Origin of the sequence: Chryseobacterium sp. YR221 (assembly GCF_900176315.1) — a bacterium.
GTDB classification, from domain to species: domain Bacteria; phylum Bacteroidota; class Bacteroidia; order Flavobacteriales; family Weeksellaceae; genus Chryseobacterium; species Chryseobacterium rhizosphaerae.
Window position 1 is genome coordinate 415,426 of the sequence record NZ_FWXM01000005.1, and the last position, 16,389, is coordinate 431,814.

11 protein-coding genes and 1 rRNA gene are annotated in these 16,389 nt (G+C 35.8%); 4 read left to right on the plus strand and 8 right to left on the minus strand.

The window, feature by feature from the left end; all coding sequences use genetic code 11:
* Positions 1-15: 15 nt before the first annotated feature.
* From B8967_RS17020 to hutH, 3 genes are all read right to left on the minus strand, one after another.
* Positions 16-1,494, minus strand: a complete 1,479-nt coding sequence (locus B8967_RS17020; protein ID WP_084086843.1) for a S8 family peptidase — start codon at positions 1,492-1,494, stop codon at positions 16-18.
* A gap of 127 nt (positions 1,495-1,621) precedes the next feature.
* Complete coding sequence (locus B8967_RS17025) at positions 1,622-2,068, minus strand: GNAT family N-acetyltransferase (RefSeq protein ID WP_047493060.1); 447 nt, start codon at positions 2,066-2,068, stop codon at positions 1,622-1,624.
* A 70-nt stretch (positions 2,069-2,138) separates the two neighbouring features.
* Positions 2,139-3,626, minus strand: coding sequence for a histidine ammonia-lyase (gene hutH, locus B8967_RS17030; RefSeq protein WP_047493058.1), 1,488 nt, complete (start codon positions 3,624-3,626; stop codon positions 2,139-2,141).
* A gap of 129 nt (positions 3,627-3,755) precedes the next feature.
* Here hutH and B8967_RS17035 point away from each other — a divergent pair, with 129 nt between their 5' ends.
* Together B8967_RS17035 and uvrC are read left to right on the plus strand one after the other, a co-directional pair.
* Positions 3,756-4,517, plus strand: a complete 762-nt coding sequence (locus tag B8967_RS17035; RefSeq protein ID WP_084086844.1) for a hypothetical protein — start codon at positions 3,756-3,758, stop codon at positions 4,515-4,517.
* Between the two features lie 88 nt (positions 4,518-4,605).
* Positions 4,606-6,399: an excinuclease ABC subunit UvrC gene (uvrC, locus tag B8967_RS17040; protein ID WP_047493051.1), complete on the plus strand. Its 1,794-nt coding sequence runs from the start codon at positions 4,606-4,608 to the stop codon at positions 6,397-6,399.
* A gap of 443 nt (positions 6,400-6,842) precedes the next feature.
* Here uvrC and B8967_RS17045 read toward each other — a convergent pair whose 3' ends face one another.
* From B8967_RS17045 to B8967_RS17060, 4 genes are all read right to left on the minus strand, one after another.
* Complete coding sequence (locus tag B8967_RS17045) at positions 6,843-9,698, minus strand: T9SS type A sorting domain-containing protein (RefSeq protein ID WP_084086845.1); 2,856 nt, start codon at positions 9,696-9,698, stop codon at positions 6,843-6,845.
* A 74-nt stretch (positions 9,699-9,772) separates the two neighbouring features.
* Complete coding sequence (locus B8967_RS17050; RefSeq protein ID WP_084086846.1) at positions 9,773-10,537, minus strand: hypothetical protein; 765 nt, start codon at positions 10,535-10,537, stop codon at positions 9,773-9,775.
* A gap of 12 nt (positions 10,538-10,549) precedes the next feature.
* The gene (locus B8967_RS17055) at positions 10,550-11,632 is read right to left on the minus strand and encodes a putative type IX sorting system protein PorV2 (protein WP_047493042.1); all 1,083 of its coding nucleotides are present in this window, start codon (positions 11,630-11,632) and stop codon (positions 10,550-10,552) included.
* A gap of 13 nt (positions 11,633-11,645) precedes the next feature.
* Positions 11,646-12,524 carry a DMT family transporter gene (locus B8967_RS17060; RefSeq protein WP_047493039.1) on the minus strand — a complete coding sequence of 293 codons (879 nt, stop codon included), beginning with the start codon at positions 12,522-12,524 and terminating at the stop codon, positions 11,646-11,648.
* A gap of 247 nt (positions 12,525-12,771) precedes the next feature.
* Between B8967_RS17060 and B8967_RS17065 the strand changes: the two genes are divergently transcribed.
* A complete protein-coding gene (locus tag B8967_RS17065) occupies positions 12,772-13,299 on the plus strand; it encodes a GNAT family N-acetyltransferase (RefSeq protein ID WP_084086847.1) in 528 nt (175 codons plus the stop codon).
* 300 nt (positions 13,300-13,599) lie between these two features.
* Positions 13,600-15,228: an acyl-CoA carboxylase subunit beta gene (locus tag B8967_RS17070; RefSeq protein WP_047493035.1), complete on the plus strand. Its 1,629-nt coding sequence runs from the start codon at positions 13,600-13,602 to the stop codon at positions 15,226-15,228.
* Positions 15,229-16,091: 863 nt separating this feature from the next.
* Here B8967_RS17070 and rrf read toward each other — a convergent pair.
* Positions 16,092-16,199 (minus strand): 5S ribosomal RNA (gene rrf, locus B8967_RS17075).
* Positions 16,200-16,389: the final 190 nt, after the last annotated feature.

Genomic DNA, 16,389 nt, shown 5'->3' on the forward strand with positions numbered 1-16,389 from the left:
TTTTGAAATCGTATTTTATTGTACTGCTTTTAAAACATTAATGTTTCCATAGCCATAGCTTGAATTCACATTTGGATAATAAGTGGCAGACTGTCTCATTTTATTAAGGACCTGATCTCTGGTCCATGATGGGTTCTTAGCCCATACTAAAGCTGCAATTCCTGCTGTTGCTGCGGTAGCTACTGATGAACCGCCTACATAATCGGCCTGTCCGTTATAATAACTTAAAACTGGAACTGTATTTCCTGAAGCTCTTTCCATCTGGAAGGTAAAGTCTATCTCTCCTCCGGAGTGGCAAACATCACATTTCTGATTGGAGGTTCCTTCTTTCACTCCTGTTATAGCCTGTGTTTCCGGCATCCAGGCAGGGAAAATAACACCTACAAAAGTGGTAAAACTAGTGGATGTACCTCCTGCACAGAAAATCAATTTTCCTTTGGAATATGCGTATTTTACACCATCCTCAATTTTTCCTACTGAAAAAATATGTCCCATAGACATAGAAATGATCTTTACACTGGCATTATTCGCCAGATCTGTAAATGCCGTTTTCACTCCGGTCTGCTCACTGGAAGTGTCCAATACGACGTTTGCGGCAGCCCGGTAAGCAATCAAATTGGCATTATAGGCAACTCCTACAGGCAGTCCTGCATTATTTCTCGGCGCTGCCATTACGGAAGCCATTTTTGTTCCGTGTCCACACTGATCTGCAGAACCATCTGAATTATAAACACCCAACTTATTGATTGTTCTCCCTGAGGAAGATCCGTTATTAAAGCTGTTTCCAAGGAAGGCCTGCTCTGGTGAAACACCTGTATCTACCAAACCGATGGTAACGCCCGCTCCGGTACTGTAGCCCCATGCATCAGGAATATTATGCTTGGTAAAAGCCCAGGGAATTTTCGCACCCGGCGTAGTGGAAGTGTAGTCATCAGCATTCAAAGTAGTAGATGAAAAGCCACATCCTGAGCCTCCCCCTGAGGATCTTGAAGCTAGATTAAATTTATTTTCATTTTCGAAGTAGTGGTAATCTCCCGGTTCAAGATATCGGATAGTCTTCATCTGGCGAAGTGCTTTAATGGTTTCTTCTTTTTCGATGACCACATCGATCTGGTTGAGATATTTGTCTGAGGCAAGGAAGAAAGTTCTTTCATCTTTTCCTTCATATTTTTTAATCATCGACAAAATCTCGGTTTCCATTGCCTGGTTATTTGAAGATTTGCTTCTGTCAAAATCTTCTTTAGATTCTCCAAATCCAATGGATACCATTTTATTTCCCTGAAAGATGGCACTCCATAAAAAATGATCAGATTGATTGGCCCAGTTGAAAGAACCTTTTGTTTTAAGGGATTGATTAATTCCTTCATTAATTTGTTTGGCAGTCAGGGGATCTTTCTGACTCATTTCAATGTTGGAATTTTCGTTTTGAAGATCTTCGGTATTACAAGAGCTTAAAGCAAAAAATATTGCTACTAAGAATACACTTTTTTTCATATGTTATAATTTTGGTTGGGACCAATATAACACTTTATTGTGAATTACCTATTTTTCCAAGGTGAATTCTATATTATCCGAATATTAATAACACTTTAAGAATAAAATTCACAATATTCAATGAAATCTATAATATTTTTTCAAAACAGACACTATTATCTATTCCAATGTACTGTCCATAGTTCGGAATGCGATAGAAGCCACTTTTTTCGTACACAGAAATAGCATTCTTTAAGTCTACGGAAGTTTCTAAAACGGCTTTTTCAAATCCCGATTCTTTCGCCCAATTTTCCAATTCTCTAAGTATGCCAGAAGCTAAGCCTCTTTTTCTGAAAGTTGGGTTCGTATACATTCTTTTGATTTCGACTGTATTATCTGAAAGTTCTTTAAATGCTCCGCATGCTGCCGGAAGTTCGTCAATATAGGCAACAGTACAGTTTTTAAGTTTATCAATTGTATTAAACTGTTCAAAAAAAGCATTATCATCCCCATTATGCACCGCAAGGTCTGTATCGAGAAGTTGTACTAAATTTTGAAAATCCGGATGGGTAGAATCAAGTCTTTTTATAGTCATATATATTTAATTAAAAAAATAGGATAAAACAAAAAAGCTCCCTTTCGGAAGCTTTCTTAGTGGGTATATTTTATTTTACGATAAATTTTCGCTCATTAATCAGTGATGCAATAGCCAGCATATCCTGACCTATTAATCTGTCTTCTTCAAGTTTGGTAACTTTAGAGCGCAGAACAGCAAAATTCTCTTCAATAATCTTAGAACATTTGGCAGGTCTTCTGAACTCCAGTCCCTGTGCTGCAAACATCAGCTCAACGGCTAAAATATTGACCAGATTTCCCAGGACCTGATTGAATTTTCTACCTGAAATACTTCCCATAGAAACATGATCCTCCTGTCCCAAACTTGTAGGAATAGAATCTGCAGATGCAGGGAAACATAGTGTTTTGTTTTCTGTAACTAAGGCTGCTGAGGTATACTGAGGAATCATAAATCCTGAATTTAATCCTGAGCTTTCTGTTAATAATCTTGGAAGTCCATATTTCCCTTCTAATAATAAGTAGCTTCTTCTGTCTGAGATATTTCCTAATTCTGCAGCCGCTAACGTTGCGTAATCTAAAGGTAAAGCCATCAGCTGTCCGTGGAAGTTACCTCCGGAGATAGATTCTTCGGCACTTAATACAATCGGATTATCGGTAACAGAGTTTAATTCTGTTTCAGCCATGCTTCTAAGATGTTCAAAAGCATTTCTGCTTGCCCCGTGAACCTGTGGCACACATCTCATAGAATAAGGATCCTGTACTCTTTCACAATCTTCATGTGCTATCATGTTTTCTGATCCTTTTAAGAACTTAAGCATTCTTGCCGCTACTTTCTTACTTCCTTCAAAAGGTCTGATATCATGAAGTTCTTTTTTGAAAGGGCTTGCAGAACCTCTATATGCTTCAATACTCATTGCTGCCGTGATATCCGCAAGGTCTAATAAGTATTCAAATTTTTCCAATCCTTTGATGGCATGGGCCAGGATAAACTGAGTTCCGTTAATTAACCCAAGACCTTCTTTTGGTCCTAAAGTTAAAGGCTCAAGGTTGTGTTTTTCCAAAACATCCATTGTATTGGTAACCTGATCTCCTTCCCAAACCTGTCCTAAACCAAGTAAAGGCAATACCAGATGTGCCAAAGGAGCCAGATCTCCTGATGCACCTACAGATCCTTGCTCCGGTACCACCGGAATAATATCTTTTTCCAACATCAGGATCAGTCTCTCAATTACATCAAGAGAAACTCCGGAAAATCCTTTTGATAAAGCATGCACTTTAGCAATTATCATGATTTTTGAAAATTCTTTATCAATGGGCTTTCCTACACCTACAGCGTGGGAAATAATTAAGTTATACTGCAACTGGGCTGTTTCGTCAGCTGATATTTTGGTATCGCACAGTGGTCCGAAGCCTGTATTGATCCCATATACACATCTATCGGATTCTACTATTTGCTGTACGTTTTTCTGAGATTTTAATATTTGTTCTTTTGCCGCTTTATTCAGTTTGGCTTTATTGGGTTTTTTACAGATTTCCAGAACATCATGGAAAGTTAAAACATCTACTCCGTATATCATTTCTAAAAAATTTTCTTAAAATTACACATTTAACAATAATTGGAGAAACTAAATTTCAATGTTCTATCTTTTTCTAAAAATAAGTTAATTTATTTATTATTTTTACCGCCGAATAAAAAACAATAATACATGAGACTTACATCTTTACTGCTTGCTTTATGCCTTGCAGGCACCACTACTTTCGCCCAGAAAGTAAAATACTCTAAAGAGGATATCAAAAAAATGGAAACATACCTTTTTAATGAAGGTTTCAATACTCCATCTCCGAAAAAAACATCCACCATTATTTTAAAAGACGGAACTACCTATAAAGGGTTTTGCAACAAAATTGAAACAAAAAAGGGACAGATTTATGAAGTAGCCATTAAAGACAGTGCTACAAAAAAGAATGCTAATTTTAATGCGGAACAAATCAGCGAAATGTATGTTTACCCAAGTAATGCGGAAAAAATTGCAAAAGTGGCCAAGTACATGGGGAATATCAGAAACTTTGGTACAAAGAAATTAACAAAGAATACCAATAACGACAGGATCTATTTTGTAAACCAAACCGTGTCATTAAAGAACAAAAAAGATGATAAAGAATTCCTAATGCAGGTTATCAACCCAGGTTTCGATGATATTATTTCTGTATATCATGATCCTAGAGCTAAAGAAACAACAGGCTTTTCTGTAATGGGTTCTCCACAACTTGGTGGAGGGGTTATCAAATCTTATTATGTAAAAAAGGGAGACAAAATTATGTGGCTTCATAAAGATGATTTTGAAGACAACTATGATTTCCTTTTTGGTGACAATGCAGAATTCATGAAAAAATATCCTAAAAACTCTGTAGAATGGGATTATTTCAGCTTTCTTGTCAATGCTTACACCGATATGAACAACGGATAAAAACATTTCATTTATAGAATTAATACCTGCTGAGCAATTCCGCAGGTATTCTTTTTTTAAATATGGAAAGATTCCTTAATTTTGTTATATGAATCCTTCTTTAGAATTACAGCTCAAAACTTTACCTTCGGAACCCGGTGTTTATCGTTATTATGATAAAAACGAACAGTTATTGTATGTAGGTAAAGCCAAAAACTTAAAAAAGAGGGTTCTCTCCTACTTCAACAAAAATCTTTCAGGATACAGGATCAAAATAATGGTAGGGAAAATCCAGCGTCTGGAAACTACTATTGTAAACAGTGAGTATGACGCTCTTTTGTTGGAAAACAATCTGATTAAGGAACATCAGCCATTTTACAATGTCATGTTGAAAGATGACAAAACTTATCCCTGGATCTGTATTAAAAATGAAGATTTCCCCAGAATTTTTCTCACCAGAAATGTAATTAAAGATGGTTCAGAATATTATGGTCCCTATGCAAAAGTGCGTCCAGCCAAAATTTTATTAGACACCATCAAACATATCTATAAACTGAGAACCTGTAATCTGAATCTTTCTCCGAATAAAATAGCTGACGGAAAATACAAAGTCTGTCTTGAATACCATATCAAAAACTGTGAAGGACCTTGTGAAGATCTTGAAAGTAAAGAGGATTATGATGAAAAGATAGATGCTATCCGTGGAATGATCAAGGGAGAATTCCGGAAAGCTAAAGAGTATCTGGTCAATCAGATGATGAAACTCGCCTCTAATCTACAGTTTGAAGAAGCTCAGATTATCAAAGAAAGGCTGGATATATTAGAAGATTATCAGGCTAAAAATACGGTTGTCAATCCTAATATCGACGATGTGGATGTTTTTGGAATGGTGAGTGATGAAACCGCTGCGTATGTCAATTTTTTTAAAATAAGAAACGGAAATATTATTCAGAGTTTCACTACAGAGATTAAAAAGATCCTTGAGGAAACGGATGAAGATATTATGGAAGAAGCTCTGATTGAGATCAGGCAGAAATTCAGTTCCAATTCAAAAGAGGTATTACTGCCTTTCCATTTGTCTGTAGAAATCCCTAATGTAAAACTTATTGTTCCTAAAGTAGGGGACAAAAAAAGAATTGTAGAGCTATCCGAAAAGAACGCTAAGGAATACCGTCTTGAAAAATTAAAACAGGTTCAGATTGTGGATCCGGAAAGGCACACCAACAGGATTATGGCTGAAATGCAAAAACTGCTCAGAATGCCTGTAGAGCCAAGACATATTGAAGGTTTTGACAACTCAAATATTCAGGGAACAAATCCGGTTTCCGCCTGTGTTGTTTTTAAAGATGGCAGACCAAGCAAAGCAGATTACAGAATTTTTCATCCTAAAACAGTAGAAGGCCCCAATGACTTTGCTACCATGGAAGAAGTAATCTATCGCCGTTATAAAAGAATGGTAGATGAAGGAGAAAGTCTGCCTCAATTAATTTTGATAGATGGAGGAAAAGGCCAGTTGTCTTCTGCTGTGAAAAGTCTGAAATTACTGGGTCTTTACGGTAAAATAACTATTGTGGGGATTGCAAAAAGACTGGAAGAGATTTTCTTTCCTGAAGATCCTATTCCGCTTTATCTTGACAAAAAATCTGAAACATTAAAAATTCTTCAGAGAGTTCGTGATGAAGCCCACCGTTTTGGGGTTAAACACCATAGAACAAGAAGAAGTAACTCTACTATAAAATCTGAATTGGAGGAAATTCCCGGAGTGGGAGAAAAAACAATCGAATTGTTGCTGTCAAAGCTTAAATCTGTTAAAAGGATTAAAGAATCCAATCTGGAAACATTAGAAGAAATTCTGGGCAAAAGTAAAGCTAAGGTAATCTGGGAGTTTTTTAATTCAAATTAAAACGCTTTTACATCTCCTATTTTACTGTCACACCTGTTCAATTTTGTAGTCATTTGATTTTTATTTTTTTGAAAATACTATCAAAATTCCAATCATAAAAGGCCGTTTTAAATTTTCTAAAATGGCCTTTAGTATGTCTATGTATTAATTAGCCTATAGATTAAGCTATTGTCCCACAAAAAGACAAACTACAATAAATCTTTAACGATCACTCAAAAACAATATATATAAATATTAATTAATAAAATATTACAAATAAATTAACATTATTTATAATATTTTTCGTAAATTAGTACAAGTTTCAAAGCCCAGGTAAGGTAAAAAACTATCTGAGATAAATAATACCAGAAGCTCGGTTGACAAAACATCTGTACTCCAATTGAGAAAACACATCATCATATATAAATATAAAAGGCTCTTTTTAAGAGCCTTTTATAATGAAGTTATTTTTTCAAGATCTTACCCAGATGATCTCCTTTAGCCGTTTTAATTCTAAGGAAATAAATTCCCGAAGAAAGTTCGGCGACATCAATTTTATCATTGGGATACGTTATGTTCTTAACCAGCTTCCCGGCTGCATCGAAAATCTTAACCGTTTCAATCTTATCATTTTCTTTGGAATGGATTGAAAAATAATCTAAAACCGGATTAGGGTAAATCTTAATATCCAAATTAGCATTCTTCCCTTCCTGTTTTATAGATTCGTTAGTCGCCATATAAACAGGTAAAGTATCCGTGATAGCGTAAAATTCACTTCCATGTTCTTTTGTGAAAATGGTCAGGAACAGCTCTTCTCCGTCCGTTGCCATTTTCTGAATATTTTCATTAGCCAGCAGCTGATTATCATCATTCGTAACAAAAACATCCATTGGTACTGTATCTGAAGCACTACCATTAGTCTTCCATACTTTTTGGGAATCCCCATTCAGGAAGTAAAGATAGTTATTGGTACAAACCATATCCTTTATGCCAGAAAATCCGGATTTCACCATATAGGTGCCCGTAGCAGTACCATCAGTCTTCCATAGTTCTTTATCATAGTTATTGGTAAAAAACAACTGATTTCCACATTTCTGAAACTTCACATTGGGTGAAAAATTTCCTGAAACAATTTTTTCTGTGCCCGCAACTGTTCCATCAGAAGAGTGCAGGCCTGAAGAGAATCCTGTAGTCACATAAAATAATTTATCATTGAGTATTCCTGTTTCTCTGTAAATAGTTCCTGAACCGGTTGGTTCTACATAGGATTTTAACAGTACAGATGAAGCCTGGTCACCATCCGAAGACCAAAGTTCAGTATGTTCATTATTTGCATTATTCTCCTGAGCCAGGGTAAAGAATAATTTATTATTGACAGCGCTCAAGACTTTTATATCCCCATCCGTCCCATTCTGATATGTAAACTGAATGGTTTTATTGGTATTAGGATTCGTACCGTCAGACTTCCAGATTCCCAGTTTTCCGTTCTGTCTCGCTATAAAATATGCGTATCCGTTCAGGACAGCAGTTTTAGTATCCACATCATATAAACTTCCCATATTGTCCACCGATATGTCTTTTACTAAATCCATTGTATTTGAGCTGTTTTTAATTCTCCAAAGCTCAGTTCCTGTAGAGTTACTATAGGCAGAGAAGAGCAGCATATTATCATTCAGGCTGGTATAGACAATTCTATTTGTAATTGGTTCCAACATAATGATTACGTTTGAGCCTGCAGCCGTTCCATCTGTCCTGTAAAAGCCACCTTTTGTATAAAGATAGTTTCCAACTTTAGTGAAATTATCGTCAAAAGTGGTTGGTATTCCCCCTGGTAAAGTTCCACCGGTATTAAAGAAAGATAATCTTTCAACCTGTTGGGTGCTTTTATTTCTTTTATATAGCTGATTGCTAAATTCCCGGTCTTTAGCGATAAAGATCAGATTATTGTTCAGTACATCAAAAGAATGCGGCTCAGAACCTTCTATCCTGTTAATATCAGTAGCTATTGAAATAACTTTCGTGGCTGGATCCAGAGAAAAGACTTCACCACCGTTTCTTTGGTTTGTACCAGCCAGATAAACTTTAGAATTAAGATCTATAAAACTATTGTCCACTGGTAAAGCTAATCCTGTAATTTCAAATGGCTGAACAGAACCACCATTGGTAATCCAATATCTTAGCCCTGAATTTACAGTGTTCAATATTAAATGTATCCCATCTGAACTCTTTCCAAATAATTTCATTTCCGGAGGTGTACCAAATAATGCTGTTCCAGCCAGAGTACCATCAGTCTCCCAGATATAATTTCCATAATTCGGGGTTATTCCGTTAGAGTTACTTTCAAAATAGATTTTATTGTTGAAACTTATAAATTTAGGCATTGCCAGGGAACTTGTTACCCCCGGTATAATATCTTTTAACAGCTTGGTTCCTGCAGCCGTTCCATCTGATACCCACGGTTCAATTCCACTTCCCACAGGGTCCAAGCCTTTAAATACAAAATAATTATCTGTAGCCGCCCCATCCAATTCCGGAACCTTTACAGGCGTCACAGACACTGTACCGGCAGTAGTTCCATCACTTTCATAAAGTTCATATCCAGCCGCCCCATTGGCCACAAAATAGAATTTATTATTTAATTCAATAATTTTAAAATCATTAGAAATACTTGATCCCGAACTTGAGGCGATATCTTTCAGCAAAGTGGTACCGCCCGGTGTACCATCGGACTTCCAGATCTCTTTTCCGTATACTCCGTCATTAGCTGCCAGAAACAATTGATTGTGAAAAGAATATAATTTCACATTTCCGGAATAGGTAAATGTTTTTAATGACTGAAGAGCGTCAGTAAGTGTATCATAGGCCCATAGCTCATTATTTTGATAGAAGAAAATTTTGTTTCCCACTACCACAAGCTCATCAATGACAAAATTTGAGCTAAGGTCTTTTAATTTTGTTGTCCCTATACTTGTTCCGTCTGTTACCCAAAGCTGATAATAGGATGAGTTTTGCTGGGCGAGAAAATAGACTTTATTATTTAATTTTACAGAGGCGGGAGATCCTGATATACCAGCGCTGGGCCCCGGATAAATGTCTTTCAGTAAACTAGACTTTTGAGTAGTGGAATTAAAGCACCAAAGCTCTCTTCCTTCATCAGTGGATCTGGTTGCCGGGAAAATGATCAGATCATTAAGTTTAATAAATGATTTTGGATCACTTGAAGCTCCAAAATTAATCTCATGCAGCTTTGTATTCAATACAGTCTGTGCATTTGAAAATATTGACAGTAAAGTCAATATAGGAATGTAAAGTTTTTTCATGGTTTTAAAATTAATCCTTAATTCAAACACAGTGAATTAAGGATTAAATATTAGTTTATTAAGTTTTAAAAAAATTATTTTGCGGCAAAAGTTTCTTTGGAATATTTACCGTCAGCCTGAGGAACATCAATTACTATATTTCCGTTCTCAAAATAACCAATAGTAGTCATTCCATTATCCAACTTCACCATAAAAACATCTTTCTTTGAAGTTGATTTGAAAATAGCAAAAGGAACAGAGCTTCCTGATTTAGCAAGAATAAACTGGGTATTATCTATCTGTACTTTCTGCAGATCAAGTTTTCCGTTTGAAAAATTGCTGGCTGTAGAAACAGCTGCATTAGCTGTAGCTGTAGAGGTCCCGGCAGAAGTTGTAATTTCAGTATTATTTGTTGTCTCAGAAATTTGTGCTGCGGGTAGGATATTAACAGGGGCTGAAACTTTAACACTCACTAAAGCCTGTGTCAATGCATCCGGATATCCTTTTTCAAATTCTTTGATACTTGATCTTCCTTTAGCTTCCAGAATTGTTTGCTTATTACAATCTTTAAATTCTAAGATAACTTTATTGGTAAATAATCCGGAATCATCCAAAACATTTGCATCAAGGATATTACAAGAGTTGTCTTTAGCCTCAGAAGGCCACTGATCTCTATTAGCTGGTAGAACTACATATTTTTTTCCCGTCAGTGCCTTTGCTAAAAAAGTCTCTAAGCCATAGCTGTCTTTTTTAAATGCTTCAAACTTCTCCGGAATAAATATATACTTATAATCTGAAACTTTTTGTCCGAAAATTAATGTCGAACAAATAGCCAACATAAACACTGGTATCCTTTTCATTTTATTTTATTTTTAATCATTTCTAAATGCTCCCATATCCAGTTTCAGTGAGAAGAAATTGGAATAGAAATTAGATCCGCCTATTCCTGAATTTGTGATTGCATAATCCAGAGTAAGTCCTCTATATTTTATTCCAAGACCTGCACTCGGCTGGAAGGAAACTTTTCTTTTAAGATCTTCTATATCTGTAATCGACTGGAACCTGTTGATCCCCAATCTTACAAAAATCATTTTCTGATATCCCAGCTCAGCTCCTGCATAAGGGCTGATACTCGCAAAGTCTGTTGAAACTAATGAAGCTGTTTTCGCAAAATCCACATTAATCCCTGCTTCCGGTAGAACGTAGACACTGCTATTAATTTCAAATAACTTACTGGCCCCAACATTAAGCTTAGGCATGGTAAGCTCCATTTTATCCTTTGGAGCAGGGTTAAACTCTTCCCCGTTTACAACAGTTGACAATTCTTTCTGGTTGATGCTCCAAAAGTTTACTGTTGTAGTAATATCTCGGATCATACCTCCAAACTTCCAACCATTATTTCCTTTATAAATAGCTCCCACATCAAAACCAAAACCATAACCACTGGCAAATTTACCTACATTTCTATAAACAATTTTGGCATTCACCCCTACATCCAAATTGGGATTCCCACCTGGTCTGAATGCATATGAAAGTATAGCTGCATAATCAGATTGAGAGAATTTAGTAATTTTATCATAATCAATATTCCCTTCAGAATCTATCATTTGAGTAGTATTCAAGATATTATCTACCCCAAGCCTCACTACAGAAACTCCAAAAACACCTTCTTCCATTACCTTTGCGTACGCCAGGTAATCATATTTTGCAATAGATTCAAAATATTCGGCATGCATCGCTGCTCCCTGCCAATCTCTCTCAATAGACATTAAACCTGCAGGATTCCACATAGGAGCATACACATCATCCTGATTGGATATTACTGCTCCTCCCATTGCCAGACCTCGTGCACCGGCTCCGATATTTAAAAATTCATTGGAGTATTTCCTGATGATCTGAGATTGGGACAGCCCAAACAGCAGTGAAAATGCAAATAAAAAATATTTTTTCATCATATAAATTTGATGCTTAGTTAAAGTTTTTTGTTTTCTTAGCTTTTATTAATCCATTGACAATGATTGCCAGTATCATAACTCCTGAAGCAATATAAAATATAGGGCTCATATGTTCTGATTCTCCAAAGATAAAAAAAGCTAGTATAATTCCGTAAACCGGCTCTAAATTAACTGTTAAAATTAAAGTAAAAGGCGAAATATACTTCATTAGCTTTACCGATTCCAACATAGGAAAAGCAGTAAAAACACTGGCCAACAAGCATATTAACGCCAGATCTCTATAGTTTATTTCATCCATCTGAAAGATTTGACCACTCAGAAGATAAAATACCAATAAAACAAACCATCCACAGAAAATTTCATAAAATATAATATTCCCTGAACTTGTCTTTCCAAACATTTTCCCATTAAAAACAGAAAAAATAGTTCCGAAAACAGCACACAGGATACCATAAATAATACCTTCTTTAAAATGAAATTCAGTTTTAAAAATCAGTAAAATACAGGCTACAATCACAGTTCCCATCACCACTTCCGAGATATCAATTTTTCTTTTAAAAATAATAGGCTCTAAAATAGAGGCAAAAAGTGTAGACAACGATAAGCAGCTTAAAGCAATGGAAACATTAGAAACCTTGATAGAATAAAAAAAGCAATACCAGTGGAGTGCCATAGCAACCCCAATGCCTGCCAGCTGAAAGAATATTTTTTTTGAAACCTTTATACTCTCTTTTTTGTAGACTCTGATAAATACAAAAAGAAAGACAGAGGCAAACAACATTCTGTAAAACACCAGAACCTGTGCATTCGCATGAATTAATTTCCCTAAAATTGCAGTGAACCCCCACAAAAACACAATTAAATGCAACCTGAAAAGTGCCAATTTATGCATATCCTATCTTCTATAAATTTTTAACGTGCAAATTTACAAATAGGCTTTTACAAATCTGATAAAAAAACAAATAATAGTTTAATAAAAAAATACTTAATACGTCTTCATCCTATTTTTCCCTAATCATTTCTCACAATCATCTAAAAATAGAAAATATCTTATCAAAATTTCATGCCCAACAAAAGAAGCCATAACATGATCCATAAGAATCATTCATTTCTAAAATAAAAATTTATAAATTGGTCTAATGATACTGCATAAAAATATTAGAATCAAAACAGATCGGCTGGTATTGAAACCTGTAGAGGATTTGTATATCGACGATATCAATACCTACTTCACCACAGAAGTTACAAGATATATGCCCTTCAATCCGAATGGAGATAGAAATGACATTCTAGTTTTTGTGAAAGAATCAAAAAAGTTGTTGTCAGAAAATACAGATCTGGTAATGGTGGCGCTCGATGGTCATAATAATTTTATGGGGTGCTGTGGTATCCATAATATAACAGAAGAATCGGTAGAACTCGGTTTATGGTTAAAAAAGGATGCTCAAGGTATTGGGTTGGGTACGGAAATCATAGCAGCCCTCATTGAATTTTTAGAGCATAATTTCACTTTCAAATATATAGTTTATCCCGTCGATCAGGAAAATACAGCCAGTAGAAAAATACCTGAAAAATTAGGCTTTACCCTTTTTAAAAAGTATCAAAAAAAGAAAAGCCCATCATCATTTCTCAATATTATAGAATATAGAAAACAGTATTCGGTTTAGTTTTTTCGACGCCGTCTTCCTTCCTCTCCTATATAAGTAAAAAAACCCTGAAAACTTGTTAAACTTTCAGGGCTTTCAAATAATAAACTATTAAAAAAATAAACTAGGAACAGAGTATTTTGCAGAGATTAGGATCTCTGTTACTCTATTGTAAAGTTAGAAAAAATATAAATCATCTAAAAATATTTTTCTGTTAAAAATATCACAATTTTCTGAATACCAATATATTAAACGCTTGTTTTACTTCAATTCACATTCTCTATAAAAATAGTATCTTTAAGCGTAAAAAATTGAAACTTTATGGATATTGAATTCAACAAACGGGAAGATCAAAACAGATTAAGACTTTCAGATATAAACCGCTTGCTCACCGAAATAAAAAAAGGTGGTGGTGAAAAGAGGCTTCAAAAGCTTCGTGAAGAAGGAAAAATGACTGCAAGAGAAAGAATTGATTATCTTCTCGATAAAAATTCAGATTCCATAGAAGTTGGAGCGTTTGCAGGGTATGAAATGTATAAGGAACATGGAGGATGTCCTAGCGGAGGAGTTGTTGTTGTAATTGGTTACGTTTCAGGAAGACAGTGTATTGTTGTAGCCAATGATGCTTCTGTAAAAGCCGGTGCATGGTTTCCTATTACAGGAAAAAAGAATCTAAGAGCACAGGAGATTGCTATGGAAAACAAACTTCCTATTATCTATCTGGTAGACTCTGCCGGTGTTTATCTTCCCATGCAGGACGAAATATTCCCGGATAAAGAGCATTTTGGAAGGATATTCAGAAACAATGCGAAAATGAGCTCTATGGGAATCATCCAGATTTCAGCCGTTATGGGCAGCTGTGTAGCCGGAGGAGCTTATCTACCTATTATGAGCGATGAGGCTATGATTGTTGATAAAACAGGCTCTATCTTCCTTGCAGGAAGCTATCTGGTAAAGGCAGCAATTGGCGAAAGCATCGATAACGAAACATTAGGTGGGGCTACTACCCATTGCTCTATTTCAGGGGTTACAGATTATAAAGCTAAAGATGATAAAGATGCTTTGGATAGAATTAAAAATATTATGAAGTCTATCGGAAGTACTGAAAAAGCAGGTTTTGACAGAATAGAAAGCTTCCCTCCTAAAGAAAAGCCAGACAATATTTTTGGAATAATGCCGGTTTCAAGAGCCGAGCAGTATGATACTTTTGATATCCTTAAGTGTATTACAGATAACTCCGAGTATGAAGAATACAAACCGGATTACGGAAAAAGTATCATCTGTGCTACAGCCAGAATAGATGGCTGGTCCGTAGGAATTGTGGCCAACCAGAGAAAAATGGTAAAAAACGGTAAAGGAGAAGTACAATTCGGAGGAGTTATTTATTCCGATTCTGCAGATAAAGCCACTCGATTTATAGCTAATTGTAACCAAAGAAAGATTCCTTTAGTATTCTTACAGGATGTTACAGGCTTTATGGTAGGCTCTAAATCCGAACACGGAGGGATTATCAAAGACGGAGCAAAAATGGTAAATGCAGTGTCTAATTCTGTTGTTCCTAAGTTTACCATTATTACAGGGAACTCGTACGGAGCCGGTAATTACGCCATGTGTGGAAAAGCTTATGATCCGAGATTAATTGTTGCATGGCCTTGGGCAGACTTAGCCGTAATGGGAGGAGCTCAGGCAGCAAAAGTGTTAGCTCAGATTCAGGAATCCGCATTAAAAAAACAAGGTAAAGAAATATCCGAAGAAGAGCACAACGAAATTCTGGATAGTATTTCCAAAAAATACCAAAGTCAAACCGATGCTACCTATGCAGCAGCAAGATTATGGACAGATGCTATCATCAACCCTGCAGATACCAGAAAATGGATTTCTATGGGTATTGAAGCTGCCAATCATTCTCCTATTACAGAGAAATTTAATTTAGGAGTTATACAGGTATAATGACCGAATATCGTTAAAAATAAAAAAAGCATCTCAATCAACATTGGGATGCTTTTTTTGTTAAGAGATGAGGGCTGAGAGTTGATAGTTAAGAGTTATGAGTATAAATATTGAATGGTCAATGATTGACTTTTGATTGGAAAAGTTAGCTTATCCAGGATATGGATATTCAATAGGGACGGGCTTTAGCCCGTTCTTATAAAAATACCAAACCATCCATTGGCTTTAGCCGAAACATAAGCCAGTATAATTATCTTGCGTACATCGTCATTCTTAAGTTTGGGCTAAAGCCCTATTGGAAAATCGTTTTTAGTAAATGGCTAAAGCCCATTTCTATTGAATAATAAAATGAGTCCTAGAAATAATAAATGAGAAGTGATGAGTTATGAATATAAATAGCGAATGGTCAATGCTTGACTCCTGGTTGCAAAAGTCAGTTTATCCAGAATATAGATATTTAATAGGGACAGGCTTTAGCCTGTTCTTGTAAAAATACAAAAGAGTTGATAGTTAGGAATTAACAGTGTCCGGCATTACTTTATCATACTCCACCTCCCTTGTCATCCCGTAGGGATCTAAGTATTGGACTTCAATATAAGTTCTAATGAGTTAAGAGTGATGAATAATTAATGGTCAATGATTGACTCCTGATTTAAAGTTGTAAAATCAATTTATCCAGGATATGGATATTCAGTATGGACGGGCTTTAGCCCGTTCTTTATAAAAATAGAAAAGAGCTCAGAGCTAAGGGTTGACAGTTAAGAGTTGACAGTGCTATCGCCTATCACCTATTACCTAAGTTGAGTATAAAGCAAAAAAAATCCTCTATCTTGCGATAAAGGATTTTTTAAAAATAAAATAAAAACTGGCGGCGGCCTACTCTCCCGCGTTAGCAGTACCATCGGCGCTGGTGGGCTTAACTTCTGTGTTCGGAATGGGAACAGGTGAGCCCCACCGCTAAAACCACCCTAAATAAGGTATATAAGGTTGCAGGTTATAGGTAAAAGGTTGCAGGTTTTCCCTGCTTCCTAATAGATAACATCTGCTACCTGTTTTAATTCGATAAAAACTTTCACAAAGAGCTAACCTTGCTGCACTTTCGTGCGCCATATTAGGCTATAAATCTACGGGTAATTAGTACTACTCGGCTATGACATTACT